Here is a 21,660-nt window from a genome sequence, read left to right on the forward strand (position 1 = left end):
AGCTTACTTAGTCCTATGCATCCGCGAACGAAACGCCGATAATCGCGCAGTATCTGTGCGAGGATGCACATGCCGGTCGAAACCTGGGACGATATCCGCGTGGCGCTTGCGGTCGCGCGTCACGGCACTGTCAGCGGGGCCGCGACGGCGCTTGGGGTGCATCATGCGACCGTCATCCGCCGCATCGACGCGCTGGAGGATGCACTGCGCACGCGGCTGTTCCAGCGCCATGCGCGCGGCTATGCCCTGACCGAGACCGGGCGCGCGATGCTGGCGGCGGGGGCCGCGGCCGAGGAGCGCTTTGCCCAGATGGCCGCGCAGATCGAGGGTGCGGGCGACCGGGTCGAGGGGCAGTTGACCGTCACCTCGCTTCCCGGTCTTGCGGATGTGGTGATGCCGCGGCTGATCGGGCTGATGCGGCGTCATCCGGGCCTGCGCGTGAACTATGCCCCCGATCTGCGCCTGCTGCGCCTGGACGCCGGAGAGGCGCATGTCGCGATCCGCGCGGGCGCGAGGCCGACCGAGCCGGATTATGTCGTCCGCGCCATGGGATCGGGCGGGCACGCGCTGTTCGCCACCCGCGACTACATGCAGCGGCACGGCCCGATCGACGACCTGGACCGCCATTGCTTCGCGCTGCCCGCGACCAGCGGCGCGCTGGCCCCCTGCACGCGCTGGCTTCTGGAACGCATCCGCCCCGAGAACATCCTGATGACCGCCCCCGAGGACGACGCCCGCGAGCAGGTCGTCCGCGCGGGGCTGGCCGTCGGGATCCTGCCGCCCTCGCGCAGCGCGGGGCTGGAACTGGCGCTGCATCTGCCGGAATGGGATGCGCCGCTGTGGCTGGTCACGCATGTCGACCTGCACCGCACGCCCAAGGTGCAGGCGGCGCTGCATGCGCTGCGGGACGGCGACTGACCGCAGGGGATCGTGGCCGGCCGCCACATCTTGTGGGTGAACGCGTCGCGACGGCTTTTCTTTGGATCACGCCCTCGTTACGTTCGCGGAAGGGACAAGGAAGCGGGGCGGGACGTGGCGCATATCATCGTTGTCGGAAACGAGAAGGGCGGCTCGGGCAAGTCGACGACCTCGATGCATGTGGCGACGGCGCTGGCGCGGCTGGGCCATACGGTCGGCGGGCTGGACCTGGACGTCCGACAGCGCAGTTTCGCCCGCTATATCGAGAACCGCGCCGCCTTCCGCGCCCGCGAGGGGCTGGACCTGCCCATGCCGGTCGTGGCCCAGCTGGCCGAGGGGCCGGACCCGCTGTCCCCCGCGCTGGAGCTGCTGGAGCGGCAATGCGACTTCATCCTGATCGACTGCCCCGGTTCGCACACCAAGCTGAGCCAGATGGCCCATACGCTGGCCGACACGCTGCTGACGCCCCTGAACGACAGCTTCGTCGATTTCGACCTGCTGGCCCGCCTGTCCCCCGAACAGGAGATCCTCGGGCCGTCGATCTATTCCGAGATGGTCTGGAACGCGCGGCAGATGCGGGCGCAGGCGGGGGCGGGGCCGATCGACTGGCTGGTGCTGCGCAACAGGCTGGGCACGCAGCAGATGCACAACAAGCGCCGCGTGGGCGGTGCACTGGACCAGCTGTCGCGGCGCATCGGGTTCCGCGTCTCTCCGGGCTTCTCGGAGCGGGTGATCTTCCGCGAGCTGTTCCCGCGCGGTCTGACGTTGCTGGACATGAAGGATGTCGGCATCGAGAACCTCAGCATGTCGCATATCGCCGCGCGCCAGGAACTGCGCGAGCTGATCAACGAATTGCGGCTGCCGGGCGTGACCGTCACCTTCTGACGCAGGAACCGGTCGGGCCGCCGCGTCATTGGATGGGACACGAGGACCCAACCAATGGAGGCTTTCATGGCCAAGATCCTGATCGTCGCATCCGACGGATTCGAGCAGTCTGAACTTTTCGTCCCGCTGGAGAAGCTGCGCGCCTCGGGTCACGAGGTGCATCTGGCCGCCCCCGAGAAGGGCGATATCCGCGGCTGGGACCAGACCGACTGGGGCAAGTCGGTCGCGGCGGACCTGACCATCGCGGATGCGGGGGCGGGCGCCTATGACGCGCTGGTGCTGCCGGGCGGCCAGATCAATCCCGACGTGCTGCGCCTGAACGACAAGGCGCTGTCGCTGATCCGCGAATTCGGCGAAGCGGGCAAGCCCGTCGCCGCGATCTGCCACGCGCCCTGGCTGCTGATCGAGACGGGGCTGGCCAAGGGGCGGCGCATGACCAGCTTCGATTCCATCCGCACCGACCTTGCCAATGCGGGCGCCGAGGTGGTGGATGAAAGCGTGGTGGTGGATGGCAACATCATCACCAGCCGCAATCCGGACGACCTGGGCGATTTCGTGGCGGCGATCGAGAAGGCCGTCGCCTGAAACGTTGCCTGAAACGCGAAAGGGGGCCCGCGAAGGCCCCCTTTCTGAAACGTGCCGGAAGGTCCGGGGTCAGGCGAGCATGCCGACCGGGTTTTCCAGATGCGAGACGATACGCTCCATCAGTTGGGCGCCCAGTGCGCCGTCGATCACGCGGTGATCGACCGACAGGGTCATCGACATCACGTTGCGGATGACGACCTGATCGCCCTCGACCACGGGGGTCTTGATGCCCGCGCCGACCGCAAGGATCGCACCGTGCGGGGGGTTGATGACGGCGTCGAAATTCTCGATCCCGAACATGCCGAGGTTGCTGATCGCGAAGCTGCCGCCCTGGTATTCATGGGGTGCCAGCTTCTTCGACTTGGCGCGGCCCGCCAGGTCCTTCATCTCGGCCGACAGCTTGGACAGCGTCTTCATGTCGGCATCCTTCAGGACCGGCGTGAAGAGACCGCCTTCGACCGCGACGGCAACCGCCACGTCCGAGGGCTTCAGCTTGATGATCCGGTCGCCCGCCCAGACGGCGTTGGCATCGGGAACCTCTTGCAGGGCCAGCGCGCAGGCCTTGATGATGAAGTCGTTGACCGACAGCTTCACGCCCCGGCCTTCCAGCTGCTTGTTCAGCGTGGCGCGGAATTCCATCAGCGCATCCAGCTTGGCCGAGCGGCGCAGGTAGAAATGCGGGATGGTCTGCTTGGCCTCGCCCAGGCGCTGCGCGATGGTGCGGCGCATGCCGTCCAGCTGGACCTCTTCGGTTTCGCGATCGGCATAGATCTTGGCGATGGCATCGGCCGAAGGGGCCTTGGGCGCGGGCGCGGCGGCGGGTGCCGCGGCTTCGGGCTTGGCGGCGGGTGCCGCGGCCTTGGGCTGCGCGTTCTCGACATCGGCCTTGACGATCCGGCCGCGCGGGCCCGAGCCTTCGACCTGGGTCAGGTCCAGGCCCTTGTCGGCCGCGATGCGGCGCGCCAGGGGCGAGGCGAAGATGCGCTGGCCGTCGCCGGATTTCGGCGCGGGCGAGCCGCCTGCCGATTTCGCGGGCGAGATGTCGGCATCAGCCTGACCTTGCACCTCGCGCGGGGCCTCGGCGGGGGCGGCATCGGCCTTGGCGTCCGATTTCGGCGCGCTGTCGATGTCGTCCGCGCTTTCGCCGTCTTCCAGCAGCACGGCGATGGCGGTGTTCACCGCCACGCCCGAGGTGCCTTCCGCGATCAGGATCTTGCCGATCTTGCCCTCGTCGACGGCCTCGAACTCCATCGTGGCCTTGTCGGTCTCGATCTCGGCGATGATGTCGCCCGATTTGACCTCGTCGCCCTCTTTCACCAGCCACTTGGCCAGCGTGCCTTCCTCCATGGTGGGGGACAGCGCGGGCATCAGGATTTCCGTTGGCATCGCATTGCCTCCCTTACTTGTAGGTGACTTTCCGCACGGCCTCGACCACCTCGTCGACGGTGATCAGCGCGTGGCGTTCCAGGTTCGCGGCATAGGGCATGGGAACGTCCTTGCCGGTGCAGTTGATCACCGGGGCGTCCAGCCAGTCGAAGGCGTTCTCCATCACATAGGCCGAGATGTGGTTCCCGATCGAGCCGACGGGGAAACCTTCCTCGACGGTGACGAGACGGTTGGTCTTCTTCACCGATTCGATGATGGTGCCGTAATCCAGCGGGCGCAGGGTCCGCAGGTCGATCACCTCGGCGTCGATGCCCTGTTCGGCCAGCTTCTCGGCGGCCTCCAGCGAATGCGACATGCCGATGCCGAAGCTGACGATGGTCACGTCGGCACCCTTGCGGGCGATGCGCGCCTTGCCGAAGGGGATGGTGAAGTCCTCGAGATCCGGCACCTCGAAGCTGCGACCGTAGAGGATCTCGTTTTCCAGGAAGATGACCGGGTTCGGGTCGCGGATCGCCTGCTTCAGAAGGCCCTTCGCGTCGGCCGCGCTGTAGGGCATGACGACCTTCAGGCCCGGAATGGCCGAGTACCACGCCGCGTAGTCCTGGCTGTGCTGCGCGCCCACGCGAGCGGCGGCGCCGTTCGGACCGCGGAACACGATCGGGCAGCCCATCTGGCCGCCGGACATGTACAGCGTCTTGGCGGCCGAGTTGATGATGTGGTCGATCGCCTGCATGGCGAAGTTGAACGTCATGAACTCGACGATGGGGCGCAGGCCCGCGAAGGCCGCGCCGGTCGCGATGCCGGTGAAGCCGATCTCCGAGATCGGCGTGTCGACCACGCGACGCTCGCTGAACTCGTCCAGCAGGCCCTGGCTGATCTTGTAGGCGCCCTGGTATTCGCCGACTTCCTCGCCCATCAGCAGGACGTTCTCGTCGCGGCGCATCTCTTCGGCCATGGCTTCGCGCAGGGCTTCCCGCACGGTCATGGTCTTCATCTGCGTGCCTTCGGGCCAGTCGGGGCTGCGGTCGGGCTCGGGGGCCTTCACCTCCTCGACGGCGGATGCGGCGGGCTTGGCCTCGGCCTTTTCGGCGGGGGCCTTCTCGGCGGGTGCGGATGCGGTCTCGATGTCGTCGGCGGATTCGCCTTCCTCGATCAGGACGGCGATGGCGGTGTTGACCGCGACGCCCTGGGTGCCCTCGGCCACCAGGATCTTGCCGAGGATGCCCTCGTCGACCGCCTCGAATTCCATCGTGGCCTTGTCGGTCTCGATCTCGGCGATGATGTCGCCGGATTTGACCTCATCGCCTTCTTTCTTCAGCCATTTCGCCAGCGTGCCTTCCTCCATGGTCGGCGACAGGGCGGGCATCAGGATTTCGGTTGCCATGAATGATCCCCCTCAGGCGTTCTCGGTGGCGCTGCCCTGCGGCAGGTCCTCGGCATAGATGTCCGTCCACAGCTCCTCGAGCGCGGGCTCGGGGCTTTCCTTCGCGAACTCGGCCGATTCGTTGACGATGTCCTTGATCTCCTTGTCGAGGGCCTTGAGCTCGTCTTCCGACGCGTGCTTGCCCTGCAGCAGGATCTCGCGGATGTTCTCGATCGGGTCGCGCTCGTCGCGCATCTTCTGGACCTCTTCGCGGGTCCGGTACTTTGCCGGGTCCGACATCGAGTGCCCGCGATAGCGATAGGTCATCACCTCGAGGATGTAGGGGCCCTTGCCCGCGCGGCAATGCGCGACGGCCTTCTCGCCCGCGGCCTTGACCGCCAGCACGTCCATGCCGTCGACCTGCTCGCCCGAGATGCCGAACGCCTCGCCGCGACCGAAGAGGCTGGTCGAGCGGGTCGAGCGCTTGACCGAGGTGCCCATCGCGTACTGGTTGTTCTCGATCACGAAGACCACCGGCAGATCCCACTGGGCCGCCATGTTGTAGGTTTCGTAGACCTGGCCCTGGTTCGCCGCGCCGTCACCGAAATAGGTGAAGGTGACGTTGTCGTTGCCCAGGTACTTGTCGGCGAAGGCAAGGCCCGCGCCAAGCGGCACCTGCGCCGCGACGATGCCGTGACCGCCATAGAAGTGCTTCTCGCGGCTGAACATGTGCATGCTGCCGCCCTTGCCCTTCGAATACCCGCCCTCGCGGCCGGTCAGCTCGGCCATCACGCCGTTCGCCTCCATGCCGCAGGCCAGCATGTGGCCGTGGTCGCGATAGGAGGTGATGCGCTTGTCGCCTTCCTTAGCGCAGGCCTCGAGGCCCACGACGACGGCTTCCTGCCCGATATAGAGGTGGCAGAAGCCCCCGATCAGACCCATGCCGTAAAGCTGGCCCGCCTTCTCTTCGAAGCGGCGGATCAGCAGCATGTCGCGATAATATTGCAGCAGCTCGTCCTTCGAGACGTTCGCGGGCGCCTCTCCCTCGGAGCTTGGTTTCCTGGCCATGCCGGTATCCTCCTGGCTGTGCGGTCGGAATAGTTCAGCGTTAAACGATCCCTAGCCCAAACCGTCAGATGCTGCAATCTGCCATGCGAAAAGGGGCACGACCAGCGTGCCCCTTCCGACGGATTTCTGCGCATTCGTCAGGAAATCAGCGGATCATGATCTCGTCCGCACGGATCAGGCCCAGCACGTCGCGGGCGCGTTCGTCCAGCAGGTCGAGGTCCAGATACTCGTCCGACAGGCGATGGGTCAGGTTCTGCATCTGCGCGACCTCGTCGCGCAGGGCGTCGCGCTGTTCCATCAGTTCCTGCGTCTCGGCTTCGATCTGGATGCGGCGCAGGATGCCGGACGGCCCCTGCACGGCGGCATAGGCGAAATAGAGCGAGAGCGCGCAGAAGAGCGCGATGAACACGGTCGCGCCGATCGAAAGGCGTTGCGGCATGGTAGCTTCCCTTTTGTCGCGGTCATCATGCCACAGGCGCGGGCCGGTGGGGAATCCCCGTCAGGCGCGTTCGGCGAAGATGGTTTCCAGGCGCGCGGCCTCGTCGGCCAGTCCCCAGGGCGGATTCAGCACCCACATCCCCGATCCGACCATCGAATGACCGGGGCGGGCAGGGGGGAATCGGACCTCGGACAGCAGGGCGTCGGGGTGGTCGCGCATCAACTCGCGGACCATCGGCAGGTGCCGGTCGTCGGTCAGGATCGGATACCACAGCGCGATGACGCCCACGTTCCACTTGCGCGCGATCTTGGCGATGTGACGGGGGATGGCGGCGTAATCGGCCTTCACCTCGAAGCTGGGGTCGATCAGCAGCATCCCCCGGCGGGGCGTCGGCGGGCAGACCGCCTGCGCCATCTCGAATCCGTCGCGCTGGTGCAGCGTCGCGAATCCGGTCACGGTGGAAAGCGCAGCATGTTCGGCGGGGTGCAGTTCGGCCAGGTGCACGCGGTCGTCGGGGCGCAGGAAATGCGCGGCGATCAGCGGCGATCCCGGATAGGTGTTGGCCCCCCGGCTGGTGCGGATCGCGGTCAGCGCGCGCATCAGCGGGTGATCCTCGGGCAGCCAACCCTGGCTTGCCGCGCGCTCGATCCCGGCCGCGGCCTCGCCGGTCTTCAGGGCCTCGGCGCCGTCCAGCCGATAGAGCCCGCGCCCCGCATGGGTTTCGAGATAGGACAGCGGCTTGTCCTTGCGGGTCAGGTAATCCATCGCCGTTGCCAGCAGCGCGTGCTTGTGCAGATCGGCAAGGTTTCCGGCGTGATAGGCGTGCTGGTAACTGAGCATCCCCAGCCCATAGCGCCATATCGGCCCCTGCGGAAGGGTTCAGTCGGCGCGCTGCACCTCGGACCGGCTTTTGAGCACGCGATCGCCGTCATCCTGCTCGATCAGATAGGCCGGATCGTCCTTCGACGCGTCGCGCGTCACCTTCTGGCCCTTGATGGTCCGTTCGACCTTGTCGTGAAAGACCTCGGCGATCTTGCCGGTTCCCTTGCCGTTGCCCCATTCCCATTCGACCTTGGTGCCCTTGCGCAGCATATCGCATCCCCTGATCCGTGATCTCTGGATCAATGCCCGCAGGTCGGTCGGGTTCCGGAAATGAAAAGGCGGCGCCACCCAGGGAGGAGGAGGGGTGACGCCGCCGAACGCTGGCCCAGGGAGGAGGAGGGGCCGCGTAGTGTTGCGGTGACAGCCAGGGAGGAGGAGAGGCCACACCGCTTGCGCAGGGTCCGGGAGGGAGGAGGAGAGGACCCGGCGCAATTCGGTTGCCGCATATGGGGCGGCTATGAGGGACGCGGCGACACCCAGGGAGGAGGAGAGGGTGTCGCCGCTGAACGCTGGCCCAGGGAGGAGGAGGGGCCGCGTTTGGGGTGCGGTTCGGCCCGGGGAGGAGGAGAGGGCTTCACCGCGGAGCACCAGATCCGGGAGGGAGGAGGAGAGGACCCGGTGCGTTCGCTTGCCGCAGATGGGGCGGCTATGAGGTCGCGGCGGCTCCGAGGGAGGAGGAGAGGAGCCGCCGCTGCAAGCGCGAAACCCTTAAGGGAGGAGGAGGGTTCCGTCGCATCTTTTGGGCGGCATCCCCGAGGGAGGAGGAGATGGGGATGCCGCCGATCCCGGCCCGAGGGAGGAGGAGTGGGCCGGTGTTCGAATTCTTACTTCACGCCCCAGGCGGCTTCGTGCGCCAGGCGGGTGATCATCGAGCGGCTGATGCCCAAATCGTTCAGATCGCGGGTGGTCAGCGCGTTCAGTTCACGAACGGTCTGCTTGTAGACCGCACGACGAGCGCGGTTTTCCTGCAGGCGCTGGATCGCGTTCAGCATACGGCCGCGCAGGCCGGCTTCGGCGATGGCGTTGGTGTGAGCGATTGCAGCCATGTTCGTTTCCTTTCGTTCGTCCTTTGCACCGTCCCCGGATTGGTCCGGCGCTGCGTTGAGGTGAAGATGGCGCTAACCGCGGCGATTCACAACGGACGGTTTGCGAATGCTGCCATGCAGCAAATGCATGACTAAGCCTGACCTATCGTGAGCTTGAGTGATGAAAAACTGTCACAAAATTGAAGCGACACATTCGTTAACGGTAACGGGATCACGGCAAAAACCCATGTTTTGAAAGCGGTTGCGGGGCCGTGCGGCGACCCTCTCACGGCCCATTGAGGTGCGCTGCGCGATGCGCCATGCTGCGCGCGTTCTCAAGAAAGGCTGCCGCCATGACCGTCACGCGCGAAAAGATTCTGACCACGATCGCGGATATTCCTCTGCCGCAGGGGGGATTCCTGAAGGACGCGGACCTTGTCAGGGCCCTTGTCGTGGAAAACGGTGCCGTGCGATTCGTCATCGAGGTCGCCGATGCCGAGGCTGCCAAGGCCATGTCCGGCGTCGAGGCCGAGGCCAAGCGCCGGATCGAGGCGCTGGAGGGTGTCGCCACCGTCAGCATCGTGACGACCGCCCCCGCCAAGGCTCCGCCGCAGCTGAAGGTCGGCGGCCATGCCACGCCCCAGCAAGGGCCGCAGCCGATTCCCGGCGTGCGCAACATCGTGGCCATCGGATCGGGCAAGGGCGGCGTCGGGAAATCCACCGTCACCTCGAACCTTGCGGTGGCGCTGGCCAAGGCAGGCCGCAAGGTCGGCCTGCTGGATGCCGACATCTACGGCCCCTCGCAGCCGCGCATGATGGGCGTGTCCGGCAAGCCCCACAGCCCCGACGGCAAGCGGATCGAGCCGATGCGCGCGCATGGCGTCACCGTCATGTCCCTTGGTCTGATGCTGCGCGAAGGCGAGGCCGTCGTCTGGCGCGGCCCGATGCTGATGGGTGCGATGCAGCAGATGCTGCAGCAGGTGAACTGGGGCGAGCTGGACGTCCTGCTGATCGATCTGCCGCCGGGCACGGGGGATGTGCAGCTGAGCCTGTGCCAGAAGGCGCCCGTCACGGGCGCGGTCATCGTCTCGACCCCGCAGGATGTCGCGCTGCTGGATGCGCGCCGGGCGATCGACATGTTCAACAAGCTCAAGACGCCCGTCCTGGGCATGATCGAGAACATGACCAGTTATGTCTGTCCGCAATGCGGCCACGAGGCGCATCTGTTCGGCCATGGCGGCGTGGCCCAGGAGGCCGAGATGCTGAACCTGCCCATGCTGGGCCAATTGCCGTTGGAGCTGGAGACGCGGCTGGCGGGGGATTCGGGCAAGCCCATCGCGACCGGCGACGGCCCTGCGGCCGCGGCCTATGCGGATCTTGCGCAGCGCCTGATCGACCAGGGTGTCGTCTGAGGGCTGGTCCAACCGCCCCGACGTGGGAAAACGCGGGGCCTGCGGGAAATCACGGGAAGGCCGGGAAAAGGCGGGAGCGATGCTCTCGCCTTCGTGATTCCGCGTGAGCGGCAGGCTGGTCGTGCGGCGGCTCTGACAATTTTCACGATTGCCCGCCACTCGGGCTGTTGCAGCTTTGCGTCAGTTGCAATGGCCTTATGCAATGCGGGAATTGCGCATATCTCGTTGATTGTTGGGCATGCTGCCACCACAAGTTGTTGCGAACCGCCTGGTTCAGCTTGGCGCAGAATGATTTTCCACTGTCAAGTTGGCTGCGAAACTCCGCCGGGTAGGGAAAAATTCCGTTGCTTCCCGTAAATTCCCATGACACAAAGAACTCACGAAAACGGGCAGTGACCAAGGGGCGACCAAGACCCCGACGAAGATCGAAGCAGGCTTCATACAGGCATCCGTTTTCCAACATCGACCGGCCCGCGCGTGCGAGCAGCACCTCCCCCAGGTGGCGCGCGACAGGGGCGGCGGCCAACCCCGCAAAGGGGCCCGGTTGAACGGGAACGAGGGCGGCGGATCGGGCAGTGGCAGCAGTCCGATCCGCCCTTTCTCGTTTCAGGGCAGGGCCCATGGGCAGGACAGTGAGGGCGGACGCAAGGTGGCGCGGAAGTTCAGAGGCACCGAAACCGTCAAGGTCGATGGCAAGGGTCGCATGTCGATCCCGGCCAGGCTGCGGCGCGTATTCGATGCGGGCGACCCCTCCTTCGCGGGCTCGAATGCGGGCCGGACCCAGCTGGTGGCCGTCTATGGCCCCGAATGGTGGAACTGGCTCGAACTCTATACCATGGATGCGATCGAAGAGATCGACGAACAGATCGACGCCCTGCCGCGAGGCAGCCAGGAGCGTCGCTGGCTGGAGCTGCTGATGAACGGGCAGTCCACCGATCTGGAGATCGACAAGGAAGGCCGCATGGTCCTTCCGCTGAAGCTGCGCGACAAGCTGGGCTTCGCGGACGGGGCCGAGACGGTCTTCGAATCACGTGGCGACTATATCCAGGTCTACCTGCCCGATTCCCGTCCCAAGGACGTCGAGGCGCTGGAGCAGTTCGCCGAAAGTCACGGACCGGAATTCGACCCGCGCGTCTTCCTCAGCCGAAATAAAGAGGGCTGACCATTGGCAGATCCGCATATCCCCGTACTTCTCAATCCCCTGCTGCGCGCGGTCGACCCGGTTTCGGGCGTCTGGCTGGACGGCACCTTCGGCGCGGGCGGCTACAGCCGCGGCCTGCTGGCGGCGGGCGCCGATGTCGTGATCGGCGTGGACCGCGATCCGTCGGTCTTCCGCATGGCCGAAGGCTGGCGCGGCGAATATGGCGACCGGCTGCGGCTGGTCGAGGGGACGTTCTCGGACATGGACGAACTTGCGGGGCAGGCGCTGGACGGCGTGGTGCTGGATCTTGGCGTCAGCTCGATGCAGCTGGACCAGGCGGATCGCGGGTTCTCGTTCCTGCGGGACGGGCCCTTGGACATGCGGATGGGCGATGACGGACCTTCGGCTGCGGATCTGCTGAACACGGCCGAGGAATCGACGATCGCGGACGTCCTCTATCACTATGGCGAGGAACGGGCCTCGCGCCGGATCGCGCGGGCCATCGTGGCGGCACGTCCCCTGACGCGCACCGCGCAGCTGGCCGAGGTGGTCGCATCCTGCCTGCCGCGCCCGAAACCCGGTCAGAGCCACCCGGCCACGCGCAGCTTCCAGGCGATCCGCATCTGGGTCAACGACGAGTTCGGGCAGCTGGTCGCGGGCCTGTCGGCCGCCGAGCGCGCGCTGAAGCCCGGCGGCAAGCTGGCGGTCGTCAGCTTCCATTCGCTGGAGGACCGGATCGTCAAGCGCTTCATGCAGGCCCGTGCCGATACCGGCGGCGGCGGCAACCGCTATGCCCCCGTGCAGCAGGAACGCCAGCCCGCCTTCACGCTGCCCACCCGCCGCGCCATCGGCCCCGACCCCGAGGAGCTGGACCTGAACCCGCGCTCGCGCTCGGCGCTGCTGCGTGTCGCCATCCGCACCGACGCCCCCGCGGGCGATGTCGATGCGCGGTCGCTGGCCATGCCCAGCCTGCCGGGACAGGAGGGGCGCTGATGCGGTCCCTGGCCTATCTTGCGGCGGTCCTTGTCCTGATGGGGCTGGCCTTCTGGGCCTATCGCGAGAATTACGCCACCCAGGCCGCCATAGGCGAGATGGGCCAGGTCCAGCGCGAAATCGCCGGACTGCGCGAGGAGCTGGGCGTGCTGCGCGCCGAATGGGCCTATCTCAACCGCCCCGACCGCCTGAGCGAGCTGGTTGACCTGAACTTCGACCGCCTTCAGCTAGTGCCGCTGGAATCGGGGCAGTTCGTCGATCCGGGGCGCGTGGACTATCCCAAGCCGCCCGAGCCCGCCGCAGACCTTGCCGCCGACCAGTCCGAGGAACAGCCATGATCCGCACCCCCCTGCGCCCGCTGGCCCGCATTCTTCGCGCCCGTGAACGCGGCGAGAATCCCGACGATATCGAGGCCGAGAACCGCCGCGCCCGCCACGAGAAGATCCAGGACCGTGCCCGCCGCCGCGCCGAGGGGCGGCTGGTCCTGCTGGCCGCCTGCTTCATCTTCGCCTATGGCCTTGTCGCCGTGCGGATGGGCACCCTGGCCCACAGCAGCCCGTCCGAGCCGCGCGCCGCCGTCCTGTCGGCCCAGATCATGTCGCAGCGCGCCGACATCACCGACCGTCGCGGGCGGGTCCTTGCGACGAACCTGCTGACGCATTCCATCTATGCCCATCCCCACCAGATGGTGGACCCGATCGGCGCGGCGCGCGGTCTTGCCCGCATCTTCCCCGACCTGTCTGAGGAGAAGCTGATCGCGGACTTCACCGGCAGCCGCAAGTTCATGTGGATCAAGCGCAAGATCAGCCCCGAGCAGATGCAGGCGGTCCACGATATCGGCGAACCCGGCCTGCTGTTCGGCCCGCGAGAGATGCGCGTCTATCCCAACGGGCCGATCGCCTCGCATATCCTTGGCGGGTCTGGTTTCGGCAACGAGGGCGTGAACAGCGCCGAGGTCATCGGCATCGCGGGGGTCGAGAAGGCCTTCGACGCATGGCTGCGCGACCCGGCCAATGACGGCGCGCCGCTGCAGCTGTCCATCGACCTGACCCTGCAGCAGGCCATGGAAGAGGTGCTGGCATCGGGCATGGACGTCATGAACGCCAAGGGTGCGACGGGCATCCTGCTGGAGATCGCCTCGGGCGAGATCATGGCCATGGCAAGCCTGCCCGATTTCGACCCGAACGACCGGCCCCGGCCGCTTCTGACGGGCGAGCCTTCGGACAGCCCGCTGTTCAACCGCGCGGTGCAGGGGCAGTACGAACTGGGCTCGACCTTCAAGATCTTCCCGGTCGCGCAGGCCATCGATCTGGGCCTGATCAACCCCTCGACCCAGATCAACGCGCAGGCGCCGATGCGCATCGGCAAGTTCCTGATCAACGATTTCCATAACTATGGCCGCACGCTGAGCACGACGGACGTGATCGTGAAATCGTCGAACGTGGCCACCGTGCGGATCGCGCAGATGATCGGCGTGGACCGGCAGAAGGACTTCCTCGAAAAGCTGGGCCTGTTCGTGCCGACCCAGATCGAGATGGTCGAGGCCCCGACCGGCCAGCCGCTGGTCCCGTCGCGCTGGCCCGCCGTCACCTCGGCCACGGTCAGCTTCGGTCACGGCCTTGCGGCAAGCCCGCTGCACCTTGCCGCCGCCTATGCGACCATCGGCAATGGCGGCAAGCGCGTGACGCCGACGCTGATCCACAACCGCCAGCGCCCCGAGGGCGAGCAGATCCTGTCGCCCCGCGCAGCGGCGATGGCCGTGGACATGCTGCGCCAGGTGGTGACGCGCGGCACCGCCCGCAAGGCCGAGGTCGAGGGCTACGAGATCGCGGGCAAGACCGGCACCGCCGACAAGCCGCGCGCGGCGGGCGGGTATTACAAGAACAAGGTCATCGCGACCTTCGCGTCGGTCTTTCCCGCAAGCGATCCGAAATACGTGCTGATCGTGGCGCTGGACGAACCCTCGATCGAGACCGCCGCGGGCGAGAGCCGGACCGCCGGCTATACCGCGGTTCCCGTCGCCGCCGAGGTCGTGCGCCGGATCGGCCCGCTTCTGGGCCTGCATGCCATCGGCGACGAAAACCTGCCGATGATCAACGCCCGCTTCGAACCCCGTGTTGAACCCGGGGAAGACCCTGAGCTAAAGCTGGTCGCGAACCAATGACGGATGGGACCCTTGAGCAAGGATAATGTGACGCTGTCGCGGCTGGGGCTGCATGGGCAGGGCGGGCGCGATCCGCTGATCTCGGGGCTGGCCATCGATAGCAGGCAGGTGGGCGTCGGCTTCCTGTTCGCCGCGCTGCCGGGGGCGACGCTGCATGGCGGCGAATTCATCAGCTATGCGCTGCGGATGGGGGCGAACGCGATCCTGACCGACCGCAAGGGCGCCGAGATCGCCGCCGATGCGCTGAAGGGCTGGGAAGGCGCGCTGGTCGTGGCCGAGGATCCGCGCGCCGCGCTGGCGGGCGCCGCCGCCCTGTGGTTCGAGGCGCAGCCGAAGCATGTCGTTGCCGTGACCGGCACCTCGGGCAAGACGAGCGTCGCGACCTTCACCCGTCAGATCTGGCAGCATCTGGGCCACAGCGCGATCAGCCTTGGCACCATGGGCGTCGAGGGCGATTTCCAGGCCAAGCTGGCCCATACCACCCCCGATCCGCTGACCTTGCACGGCGTTCTGGCCGATGCGACCGATGCGGGCGTCACCCATGTCGCGATGGAGGCCTCCAGCCACGGGCTGGACCAGCGCCGCCTTGACGGGGTGCGGGTCGAGGCCGGCGCCTTCACCAATCTCAGCCAGGATCACCTGGATTACCACGCCGATTTCGACGCCTATTTCGCGGCCAAGGCGCTGCTGTTCAACCGCGTGCTGGAAGAGGGCGCCTCGGCGGTCATCAATACCGACAGCCAGCGCGGGCGGCAGATGGCGGATATCGCGACCGATCGCGGGTTGTCCGTCACCAGCATCGGCACGCATGAGGGCGCGATGCTGCGCATCCTGGGCCAGCGCTATGACGCGACGGGGCAGGATCTGCGCTTCTCGGTGATGGGGGTGACGCAGATGGTCCGCCTGCAGCTGATCGGCGGCTTCCAGGCGGAGAACGTGCTGGCGGCGGTGGGTCTTTGCGTCGCGGCGGGCGATCCGATGGACGAGGTGCTGGCCGCGCTGCCGCATCTGGGCACCGTGCGCGGTCGCATGCAGCTGGTCGCGCAGCGCGACAACGGAGCGGCGGTCTTCGTCGATTACGCGCACAAGCCGGGTGCCGTCATCGCTGCGCTGCAATCGCTGCGTCCGCATGTGATGGGCCGCATCATCTGCGTCATCGGCGCGGGCGGCGACCGCGACAAGGGCAAGCGCCCGCTGATGGGGCAGGCCGCGCGCGAATTCGCGGATGTGGTGATCGTCACCGACGACAACCCCCGGACCGAGGATCCGGCCCTGATCCGCGCCGCCGTCATGGAGGGCGCCGGCCCCGAGGCGACCGAGGTGCCCGACCGCGCCGAGGCGATCCTGCGCGGCGTCGATGCGCTGCAGCCGGGCGACGCGCTGCTGATCTGCGGCAAGGGCCATGAGACCGGCCAGATCATCGGGCAGGACGTCTATCCCTTCGACGATGCCGAACAGGCCTCGGTCGCGGTGGCCGCATTGGATGGCAAGATATGAGCCTTTGGACCGCAAGCGAAGCCGCAGCCGCAACCGGCGGTCGCGCCATCGGCGACTGGGCCGTGGACGGCGTCTCGATCGACACGCGCACGATCCGTCCGGGCGATCTGTTCGTGGCGCTGACCGCCGCGCGCGATGCGCATGATTTCGTGGCGCAGGCCCTGTCCAAGGGTGCGGGCGCCGCGCTGGTCAGCCGCATCCCCGAGGGTGTCCCCGAGGACGCGCCGCTGCTGATCGTCGATGACGTGCTGCAGGGGCTCGAGGCGCTTGGCCGTGCCGGGCGCGCGCGGATGAAGGGCAAGGTCGTCGCGATCACCGGCTCGGTCGGCAAGACCTCGACCAAGGAGATGGCGCGCGACGCGCTGGCGGGGCAGGGCGTGATCCACGCGGCCGAGGCCAGCTACAACAACCATTGGGGCGTTCCGCTGACGCTGGCGCGGATGCCTGCCGATACCGATTTCGCCATCATCGAGATCGGTATGAACCACCCGGGCGAGATCGCGCCCCTGTCGCGCATGGCCCGCCCGCATGTCGCCATGATCACCACCGTCGCCGCCGCCCACCTGGAGGCCTTCGGCGCGATCGAGGGCATCGCCCGCGAGAAGGGCGCGATATTCGAGGGGCTGGAGCCGATCGGCACCGCCATCATCCCCGAGGACCTGCCCGTCACCCAGATCCTGCGCGACTGCGCGGATGCGGCGGGCGCGATCGTCGTGGGCTTCGGCGATCAGGGCATGGCGAAGCCAATGCGCATCGAGGTGCAGGATGACGGCCTGTCGGTCCGCGCGCGCATCACCGGCGAGACGCTGGACTTCACGCTGCGCACGACGGGTCGCCATTTCGCGATGAACGCGGTCGGCGTTCTGGCCGCGCTGTCTGCTGCGGGCGCCGACCCCAAGGCCGCCGCCGCCGCGATGTCGAACTGGCTGCCCCCCAAGGGGCGCGGCGCGGTCGAGACCCTGGGCGGCATCCGCCTGATCGACGACGCCTTCAACGCGAACCCGGCCTCGCTTGCGGCGGGCCTTGCGACGCTGGCGGGCCTTCAGGGCGGGCCGCGCGTCGCCATCCTGGGCGACATGCTGGAACTGGGCGAGGACGAGATGCGGATGCATCGCGATGTCGCCGACGATCCGGCGATGGCCGGCATCGCGCGGGTCCATTCGGCGGGGCCGCGCATGCAGGCGATGCACGAGGCGCTGCCGCAGGACAAGCGCGGCATCTGGGCCGAGGACGCATCGGAGCTGGCCCGGCGGGCCGGCGAACTGGTCGAGCCGGGGGATATCGTCCTGGTCAAGGGATCGAAATCGTCCCGCATCTCGACCGTGGTCGACGCGCTGCGCGCGCTGGCCGAAGACGACAAAGGATAACGCCATGCTCTATTGGCTCAGCCACCTGTCCGAGGGCGGGGATTTCTTCAACCTCTTCCGGTACATCACCTTCAGGGCGGGGGCGTCCTTCTTCACGGCGCTGTTCTTCGGCTTCATGTTCGGTCGCCCGCTGATCGAATACCTGCGCCGCGTCCAGAAGAAGGGGCAGCCGATCCGCGACGACGGCCCGGAATCGCACCTGGCCAAGGCCGGCACGCCGACGATGGGCGGGCTTCTGATCCTGTCCGCGCTGCTGTTCTCGACCCTGCTCTGGGCGCGGTGGGACAACGGCTATGTCTGGATCGTGCTGCTGGTGACGGCGGGCTTCTCGGCCATCGGGTTCGCGGACGATTACGCCAAGGTGTCCAAGCAGAACACCAAGGGCGTCAGCTCGCGCACGCGGATGGCGCTTGGGCTGGGGATCGCTTTCCTTGCCTCGGTTGCGGCGATGCTGCTGCATCCGGCGGAACTGTCGGGCCAGCTGGCGCTGCCGATCTTCAAGGACACGCTGGTCAATCTCAGCCTGCTGTTCATCCCCTTCGCGATGGTCGTGATCGTGGGCTCGGCCAATGCGGTCAACCTGACGGACGGGCTGGACGGGCTGGCGATCATGCCGGTGATGATCGCGGCGGGCACCCTGGGCGTGATCGCCTATACGGTCGGTCGGGTCGACTTCACCGACTACCTCGGCGTCCACCACGTTCCCGGCACGGGCGAGATCCTGGTCTTCGTCGCCGCACTGATCGGCGGGGGCCTGGGCTTCCTGTGGTACAACGCACCCCCCGCCGCGGTATTCATGGGCGATACCGGTTCGCTGGCACTGGGCGGCGCCCTTGGCGCCATCGCGGTCGTCACCAAGCACGAGATCGTGCTGGCCATCGTCGGCGGCCTGTTCGTGGTCGAGGCGCTGAGCGTCATCATCCAGGTTCTGTACTTCAAGCGCACCGGCAAGCGGGTCTTCCTGATGGCGCCGATCCACCACCACTTCGAGAAGAAGGGCTGGGGCGAGGCGCAGATCGTCATCCGCTTCTGGATCATCGCGCTGATCCTTGCGCTGATCGGGCTGGCGACGCTGAAGCTGCGTTGACGCGGCCGATCACCCGTCTATCTATCTTCGACCGGGGGCATCGCGCCCCCGGCTTGTGTTTCAGGAGGCCATGATGATCCCGGTTCAGGACGTCTTCGATCAGACAATCGCGGTTCTCGGCCTTGGCCGGTCGGGTCGCGCGACCGCGGCGGCGCTGGCGGCGGGCGGAGCGCGCGTCATCGCATGGGATGACGGGCAGGACACCCGCGAGGCCGCCGAGGCCGAGGGGCTGGAGCTGGTCGACCTGACCCGCGATGCGGCCTGGACGGGCGTGTCCGCGCTGATCGTCAGCCCGGGCATCCCGCACCTGTTTCCGAAGCCCCATCCCGTCATCGCCAAGGCCTATGAGCTGGGCGTGCCGGTCGACAACGATATCGGGCTGTTCTTCCGCAGCTATGCCACGCGGGACTGGGACGCCTTCGACCGCCCGCCGCGGGTGATCGCCGTGACCGGATCGAACGGCAAGTCCACGACCACCGCGCTGATCCACCACATCCTGCAAGAGACCGGCCGCCCCACCCAGATGGGCGGCAATATCGGGACCGGCGTGCTGTCGCTGGAACCCGCGACCGACCGCGAGGTCGTGGTGCTCGAGCTGTCATCCTATCAGACCGACCTGGCGCGGGCGCTGACGCCCGATGTCGCGGTCTTCACCAACCTCTCGCCCGATCACCTGGATCGTCACGGCGGGCCGGGCGGGTATTTCGCCGCCAAGCGTCGCCTCTTCGCGGAAGGCGGCCCGGACCGCGCCATCATCGGCGTGGACGAGGTCGAGGGACGATACCTTGCCAACCAGCTGACCGTCGCACCGTCGGACGACCGGGTGATCCGCGTGTCGGCGGGGCAGAAGCTGGACGGGGCATCCTGGTCGGTCTTTGCGCGCAAGGGGTTCCTGTCGGAATACCGCAAGGGGCGGCAGGTCGCCTCGATCGACCTGCGCGACGTGACCGGCCTGCCGGGGGCGCACAACCATCAGAACGCCTGCGCGGCCTATGCCGCCTGCCGCGCCGTGGGGATCGCGCCCCGCGACATCGAGGCGGCGTTCCACAGCTTTGCCGGTCTGCCGCATCGCAGCCAGACCGTGGCCGAGATCGGCGGCGTCCGCTACGTGAACGACTCGAAGGCGACGAATATCGATGCTGCGGCCAAGGCGCTGCAGGCGTTCGACAAGATCCGCTGGATCGCGGGCGGCCTGGGCAAGGAGGGCGGCATCGCGGCGCTTGGCCCCCATCTTGGGCGCGTCGGCAAGGCGTATCTCTATGGCCATTCGGCACGCGATTTCGCGTTGGAGATCGGGCAGACCCCGCACGAGGTCGTCGACACGCTGGACCAGGCGCTGGCCCATGCCGCAGCCGAGGCCCAGCCCGGAGAGACGGTCCTGCTGGCCCCTGCGGCGGCCAGCTTCGACCAGTACCCGAACTTCGAGAAGCGGGGCGAGCATTTCGTCCAGCTGGTCCGGGATATTGCCGCAAGGTCATAGGACCTTTCCATTGATCCCCCTGCCGTTCTGCGGAAACCTGCCGCGAAGGGGCAGGGGGGACGACATGACATTGGCAATGGATGCGGGGGCGCTGAACGCGTTCCTGGAACGCGAGTTTCCGCAGGTGGCCGGCACCTACCGGGTCGAGGATGCGACGACCGACAGCGTGACCGCGCGACTGGCGGTCGGCACCGACCACCTGAGGCCGGGCGGCACGGTCAGCGGTCCCGCGATGTTCGGGCTGGCCGATCTTGCGGTCTATTGCATGGTGCTGGCGCGGATCGGTCCGGTTGCGCTGACGGTGACCACGAACGCCTCGATCGACTTCATGCGCAAGCCCGCTGCAGGACGCGACCTGATCGCGGAATGCAGGCTGCTGAAGCTGGGCCGCACCCTGGCGGTCGCCGACGTGCTGATCCGGTCCGAGGGTCAGGAGGGCGCCGTGGCCAGATGCTCGATGACCTATTCGATCCCGCCCGCGACCTAGCGATTCCGGCTGCTTATGGCGGGGTATTCAGTTACCTATATTGCAAGCGCTTGAAATCGCTTGGAAATAATGGCCGCGCGCGTCTTGACCCAAGGCGCGCAATCTTGGATAAGCCGCCATCTCGAATACAAACCGACCCTGAAGGGACGACAGATGAAAACCTATACCGCGAAACCGGCGGAGATCGAGAAGAAGTGGATCCTGATCGACGCCGAGGGCGTCGTTCTGGGCCGCCTCGCCACGATCGTCGCCAACCGCCTGCGCGGCAAGCACAAGCCGAGCTTCACCCCGCACATGGACATGGGCGACAACGTCATCATCATCAACGCCGACAAGGTGCAGATGACCGGCGCGAAGCGCGATGACAAGAAATACTACTGGCACACCGGTCACCCGGGCGGCATCAAGCACCGCACCGCACGTCAGATCCTGGAAGGCGCACACCCCGAGCGTGTCGTCATCAAGGCTGTCGAGCGCATGATCAGCCGCAACAAGCTGGGCAAGCAGCAGATGACCAACCTGCGCGTCTATGCCGGTGCCGAGCATCCGCACGAAGCGCAGCAGCCCGAAGTTCTGGACGTCAAGGTCCTGAACAAGAAAAACACCCGGAGCGCGTGATCATGGCCGAAGACATCAAAACTCTGGACGATCTGAAGTCGGTCGTGTCGGGCACCCCGGCTGCCGAAGCTGACGCCCAGATCAACCGCGAGCCGCAGCGCGACGCGCAGGGCCGCGCCTATGCCACCGGCAAGCGCAAGGACGCCGTCGCACGCGTCTGGGTCAAGCCGGGCTCGGGCAAGGTCACCGTCAACGGCAAGGACATCAACGAGTACTTCGCTCGTCCCGTTCTGCAGATGATCCTGAGGCAGCCCTTCGACGTCGCCGGCGTTGCCGGTCAGTACGACGTCCAGGCAACCGTCAAGGGCGGTGGTCTGTCGGGTCAGGCCGGCGCCGTGAAGCACGGCATCAGCCAGGCGCTTCAGCTGCACGAGCCGAGCCTGCGCGCCGCGCTGAAGGCAGCCGGCTTCCTGACGCGCGACAGCCGCGTCGTCGAGCGTAAGAAGTACGGCCGCGCAAAAGCCCGCCGCAGCTTCCAGTTCTCGAAGCGCTGATACGCTTCCTGCATATGCTTCCGGAAAGGGCGCGGCGAAAGCTGCGCCCTTTTCCATTTCCGGGCTGCGATCTTCTTGGGCAGCGGAGCCGCAGGGCGCCTTCGGGATGCGCAAACATGGAATCGCGAGTCGGAATCGAGCCGTTTTTGTCACCTGGGCGTCGCGTTCCCGTGCGAAGTTGGATGGGTGCAGATCCGACCGCAGGATTTCTTGCGGAGATTATCGAAGCGAAAACATGCCCTTGCGAGAAAATCGTCCGCAGGGTGTGATTTTCTGCTTGCGGGTTCTGATTGGTGTGTCTAAACACCGCTTCACCGAAGGGCGGGACACGCCGGACGGTGCGACGGACCGGCCTCGAGGGGTTGGGCA

General features: G+C 66.9%; 22 protein-coding genes. 15 read left to right on the forward strand and 7 right to left on the reverse strand.

Going from position 1 to position 21,660, the window contains the following annotated elements; translation table 11 throughout:
- Window positions 1–69 precede the first annotated feature (69 nt).
- The 3 genes from QMZ16_RS11845 to QMZ16_RS11855 all read left to right on the forward strand — a co-directional run bounded on the left by QMZ16_RS11845 (window position 70) and on the right by QMZ16_RS11855 (window position 2,388).
- The gene (locus tag QMZ16_RS11845) at window positions 70–918 is read left to right on the forward strand and encodes a LysR family transcriptional regulator (protein ID WP_282603416.1); all 849 of its coding nucleotides are present in this window, start codon (window positions 70–72) and stop codon (window positions 916–918) included.
- 114 nt (window positions 919–1,032) lie between these two features.
- Window positions 1,033–1,803 carry a division plane positioning ATPase MipZ gene (locus QMZ16_RS11850; RefSeq protein WP_022707693.1) on the forward strand — a complete coding sequence of 257 codons (771 nt, stop codon included), beginning with the start codon at window positions 1,033–1,035 and terminating at the stop codon, window positions 1,801–1,803.
- Between the two features lie 66 nt (window positions 1,804–1,869).
- A complete protein-coding gene (locus QMZ16_RS11855; protein ID WP_348984667.1) occupies window positions 1,870–2,388 on the forward strand; it encodes a type 1 glutamine amidotransferase domain-containing protein in 519 nt (172 codons plus the stop codon).
- A 69-nt stretch (window positions 2,389–2,457) separates the two neighbouring features.
- Here QMZ16_RS11855 and QMZ16_RS11860 read toward each other — a convergent pair whose 3' ends face one another.
- From QMZ16_RS11860 to QMZ16_RS11890, 7 genes are all read right to left on the reverse strand, one after another.
- Entirely contained in the window at window positions 2,458–3,774 is a 1,317-nt protein-coding gene (locus QMZ16_RS11860) for a pyruvate dehydrogenase complex dihydrolipoamide acetyltransferase (RefSeq protein WP_282603418.1), read from the reverse strand.
- 13 nt (window positions 3,775–3,787) lie between these two features.
- The gene (locus tag QMZ16_RS11865; RefSeq protein WP_022707690.1) at window positions 3,788–5,158 is read right to left on the reverse strand and encodes a pyruvate dehydrogenase complex E1 component subunit beta; all 1,371 of its coding nucleotides are present in this window, start codon (window positions 5,156–5,158) and stop codon (window positions 3,788–3,790) included.
- Window positions 5,159–5,170: 12 nt separating this feature from the next.
- On the reverse strand, window positions 5,171–6,205 hold the full coding sequence (pdhA, locus tag QMZ16_RS11870; RefSeq protein WP_022707689.1) for a pyruvate dehydrogenase (acetyl-transferring) E1 component subunit alpha: 1,035 nt from the start codon (window positions 6,203–6,205) through the stop codon (window positions 5,171–5,173).
- A 145-nt stretch (window positions 6,206–6,350) separates the two neighbouring features.
- Window positions 6,351–6,644, reverse strand: coding sequence for a septum formation initiator family protein (locus tag QMZ16_RS11875; protein ID WP_282603419.1), 294 nt, complete (start codon window positions 6,642–6,644; stop codon window positions 6,351–6,353).
- A 60-nt stretch (window positions 6,645–6,704) separates the two neighbouring features.
- A complete protein-coding gene (gene rlmJ, locus QMZ16_RS11880) occupies window positions 6,705–7,484 on the reverse strand; it encodes a 23S rRNA (adenine(2030)-N(6))-methyltransferase RlmJ (protein WP_282603420.1) in 780 nt (259 codons plus the stop codon).
- A gap of 39 nt (window positions 7,485–7,523) precedes the next feature.
- Window positions 7,524–7,736: a DUF2945 domain-containing protein gene (locus tag QMZ16_RS11885; protein ID WP_282603421.1), complete on the reverse strand. Its 213-nt coding sequence runs from the start codon at window positions 7,734–7,736 to the stop codon at window positions 7,524–7,526.
- Window positions 7,737–8,350: 614 nt separating this feature from the next.
- Window positions 8,351–8,572, reverse strand: coding sequence for a DUF1127 domain-containing protein (locus tag QMZ16_RS11890; RefSeq protein ID WP_282603422.1), 222 nt, complete (start codon window positions 8,570–8,572; stop codon window positions 8,351–8,353).
- Between the two features lie 332 nt (window positions 8,573–8,904).
- On the opposite strand from QMZ16_RS11890, the gene QMZ16_RS11895 reads away from it, so the two are divergent.
- The 12 genes from QMZ16_RS11895 to rpsI all read left to right on the forward strand — a co-directional run bounded on the left by QMZ16_RS11895 (window position 8,905) and on the right by rpsI (window position 21,291).
- Window positions 8,905–9,963, forward strand: coding sequence for an Mrp/NBP35 family ATP-binding protein (locus QMZ16_RS11895; RefSeq protein WP_282603423.1), 1,059 nt, complete (start codon window positions 8,905–8,907; stop codon window positions 9,961–9,963).
- 649 nt (window positions 9,964–10,612) lie between these two features.
- Window positions 10,613–11,125 carry a cell division/cell wall cluster transcriptional repressor MraZ gene (locus tag QMZ16_RS11900; RefSeq protein ID WP_282603424.1) on the forward strand — a complete coding sequence of 171 codons (513 nt, stop codon included), beginning with the start codon at window positions 10,613–10,615 and terminating at the stop codon, window positions 11,123–11,125.
- Between the two features lie 3 nt (window positions 11,126–11,128).
- The gene (rsmH, locus tag QMZ16_RS11905) at window positions 11,129–12,097 is read left to right on the forward strand and encodes a 16S rRNA (cytosine(1402)-N(4))-methyltransferase RsmH (RefSeq protein ID WP_282603425.1); all 969 of its coding nucleotides are present in this window, start codon (window positions 11,129–11,131) and stop codon (window positions 12,095–12,097) included.
- Window positions 12,097–12,435: a hypothetical protein gene (locus QMZ16_RS11910; RefSeq protein WP_028725865.1), complete on the forward strand. Its 339-nt coding sequence runs from the start codon at window positions 12,097–12,099 to the stop codon at window positions 12,433–12,435. The genes rsmH and QMZ16_RS11910 overlap by 1 nt, the downstream gene beginning before the upstream one ends.
- Window positions 12,432–14,261: a penicillin-binding protein 2 gene (locus tag QMZ16_RS11915; protein ID WP_282603426.1), complete on the forward strand. Its 1,830-nt coding sequence runs from the start codon at window positions 12,432–12,434 to the stop codon at window positions 14,259–14,261. Before QMZ16_RS11910 ends, QMZ16_RS11915 begins: the two co-directional genes overlap by 4 nt.
- 3 nt (window positions 14,262–14,264) lie before the next feature.
- Window positions 14,265–15,758, forward strand: coding sequence for a UDP-N-acetylmuramoyl-L-alanyl-D-glutamate--2,6-diaminopimelate ligase (locus tag QMZ16_RS11920; RefSeq protein ID WP_282603427.1), 1,494 nt, complete (start codon window positions 14,265–14,267; stop codon window positions 15,756–15,758).
- Window positions 15,755–17,125, forward strand: a complete 1,371-nt coding sequence (murF, locus tag QMZ16_RS11925; protein ID WP_282603428.1) for a UDP-N-acetylmuramoyl-tripeptide--D-alanyl-D-alanine ligase — start codon at window positions 15,755–15,757, stop codon at window positions 17,123–17,125. Before QMZ16_RS11920 ends, murF begins: the two co-directional genes overlap by 4 nt.
- A gap of 4 nt (window positions 17,126–17,129) precedes the next feature.
- Window positions 17,130–18,212 carry a phospho-N-acetylmuramoyl-pentapeptide-transferase gene (mraY, locus tag QMZ16_RS11930; RefSeq protein WP_022707678.1) on the forward strand — a complete coding sequence of 361 codons (1,083 nt, stop codon included), beginning with the start codon at window positions 17,130–17,132 and terminating at the stop codon, window positions 18,210–18,212.
- Between the two features lie 73 nt (window positions 18,213–18,285).
- The gene (gene murD, locus QMZ16_RS11935) at window positions 18,286–19,692 is read left to right on the forward strand and encodes a UDP-N-acetylmuramoyl-L-alanine--D-glutamate ligase (protein WP_282603434.1); all 1,407 of its coding nucleotides are present in this window, start codon (window positions 18,286–18,288) and stop codon (window positions 19,690–19,692) included.
- A gap of 64 nt (window positions 19,693–19,756) precedes the next feature.
- A complete protein-coding gene (locus tag QMZ16_RS11940; protein ID WP_282603429.1) occupies window positions 19,757–20,179 on the forward strand; it encodes a PaaI family thioesterase in 423 nt (140 codons plus the stop codon).
- A gap of 153 nt (window positions 20,180–20,332) precedes the next feature.
- Window positions 20,333–20,797, forward strand: coding sequence for a 50S ribosomal protein L13 (gene rplM / locus QMZ16_RS11945; protein WP_022707675.1), 465 nt, complete (start codon window positions 20,333–20,335; stop codon window positions 20,795–20,797).
- A 2-nt stretch (window positions 20,798–20,799) separates the two neighbouring features.
- On the forward strand, window positions 20,800–21,291 hold the full coding sequence (rpsI, locus tag QMZ16_RS11950) for a 30S ribosomal protein S9 (protein ID WP_282603430.1): 492 nt from the start codon (window positions 20,800–20,802) through the stop codon (window positions 21,289–21,291).
- The last annotated feature ends 369 nt before the right edge of the window (window positions 21,292–21,660 follow it).

Source organism: Paracoccus sp. PARArs4 (assembly GCF_947311865.1).
GTDB lineage: Bacteria > Pseudomonadota > Alphaproteobacteria > Rhodobacterales > Rhodobacteraceae > Paracoccus > Paracoccus zeaxanthinifaciens.

Coding starts and splice junctions, on each gene's coding strand:
- QMZ16_RS11845 (WP_282603416.1), top strand. CDS start 70: ATGCCGGTCGAAACCTGGGACGATATCCGCGTGGCGCTTGCGGTCGCG.
- QMZ16_RS11855 (WP_348984667.1), top strand. CDS start 1,870: ATGGCCAAGATCCTGATCGTCGCATCCGACGGATTCGAGCAGTCTGAA.
- QMZ16_RS11860 (WP_282603418.1), bottom strand. CDS start 3,774: ATGCCAACGGAAATCCTGATGCCCGCGCTGTCCCCCACCATGGAGGAA.
- QMZ16_RS11865 (WP_022707690.1), bottom strand. CDS start 5,158: ATGGCAACCGAAATCCTGATGCCCGCCCTGTCGCCGACCATGGAGGAA.
- pdhA (WP_022707689.1), bottom strand. CDS start 6,205: ATGGCCAGGAAACCAAGCTCCGAGGGAGAGGCGCCCGCGAACGTCTCG.
- QMZ16_RS11875 (WP_282603419.1), bottom strand. CDS start 6,644: ATGCCGCAACGCCTTTCGATCGGCGCGACCGTGTTCATCGCGCTCTTC.
- rlmJ (WP_282603420.1), bottom strand. CDS start 7,484: ATGCTCAGTTACCAGCACGCCTATCACGCCGGAAACCTTGCCGATCTG.
- QMZ16_RS11885 (WP_282603421.1), bottom strand. CDS start 7,736: ATGCTGCGCAAGGGCACCAAGGTCGAATGGGAATGGGGCAACGGCAAG.
- QMZ16_RS11890 (WP_282603422.1), bottom strand. CDS start 8,572: ATGGCTGCAATCGCTCACACCAACGCCATCGCCGAAGCCGGCCTGCGC.
- QMZ16_RS11895 (WP_282603423.1), top strand. CDS start 8,905: ATGACCGTCACGCGCGAAAAGATTCTGACCACGATCGCGGATATTCCT.
- QMZ16_RS11910 (WP_028725865.1), top strand. CDS start 12,097: ATGCGGTCCCTGGCCTATCTTGCGGCGGTCCTTGTCCTGATGGGGCTG.
- QMZ16_RS11915 (WP_282603426.1), top strand. CDS start 12,432: ATGATCCGCACCCCCCTGCGCCCGCTGGCCCGCATTCTTCGCGCCCGT.
- QMZ16_RS11920 (WP_282603427.1), top strand. CDS start 14,265: ATGGGACCCTTGAGCAAGGATAATGTGACGCTGTCGCGGCTGGGGCTG.
- murF (WP_282603428.1), top strand. CDS start 15,755: ATGAGCCTTTGGACCGCAAGCGAAGCCGCAGCCGCAACCGGCGGTCGC.
- mraY (WP_022707678.1), top strand. CDS start 17,130: ATGCTCTATTGGCTCAGCCACCTGTCCGAGGGCGGGGATTTCTTCAAC.
- murD (WP_282603434.1), top strand. CDS start 18,286: ATGATCCCGGTTCAGGACGTCTTCGATCAGACAATCGCGGTTCTCGGC.
- QMZ16_RS11940 (WP_282603429.1), top strand. CDS start 19,757: ATGACATTGGCAATGGATGCGGGGGCGCTGAACGCGTTCCTGGAACGC.
- rplM (WP_022707675.1), top strand. CDS start 20,333: ATGAAAACCTATACCGCGAAACCGGCGGAGATCGAGAAGAAGTGGATC.
- rpsI (WP_282603430.1), top strand. CDS start 20,800: ATGGCCGAAGACATCAAAACTCTGGACGATCTGAAGTCGGTCGTGTCG.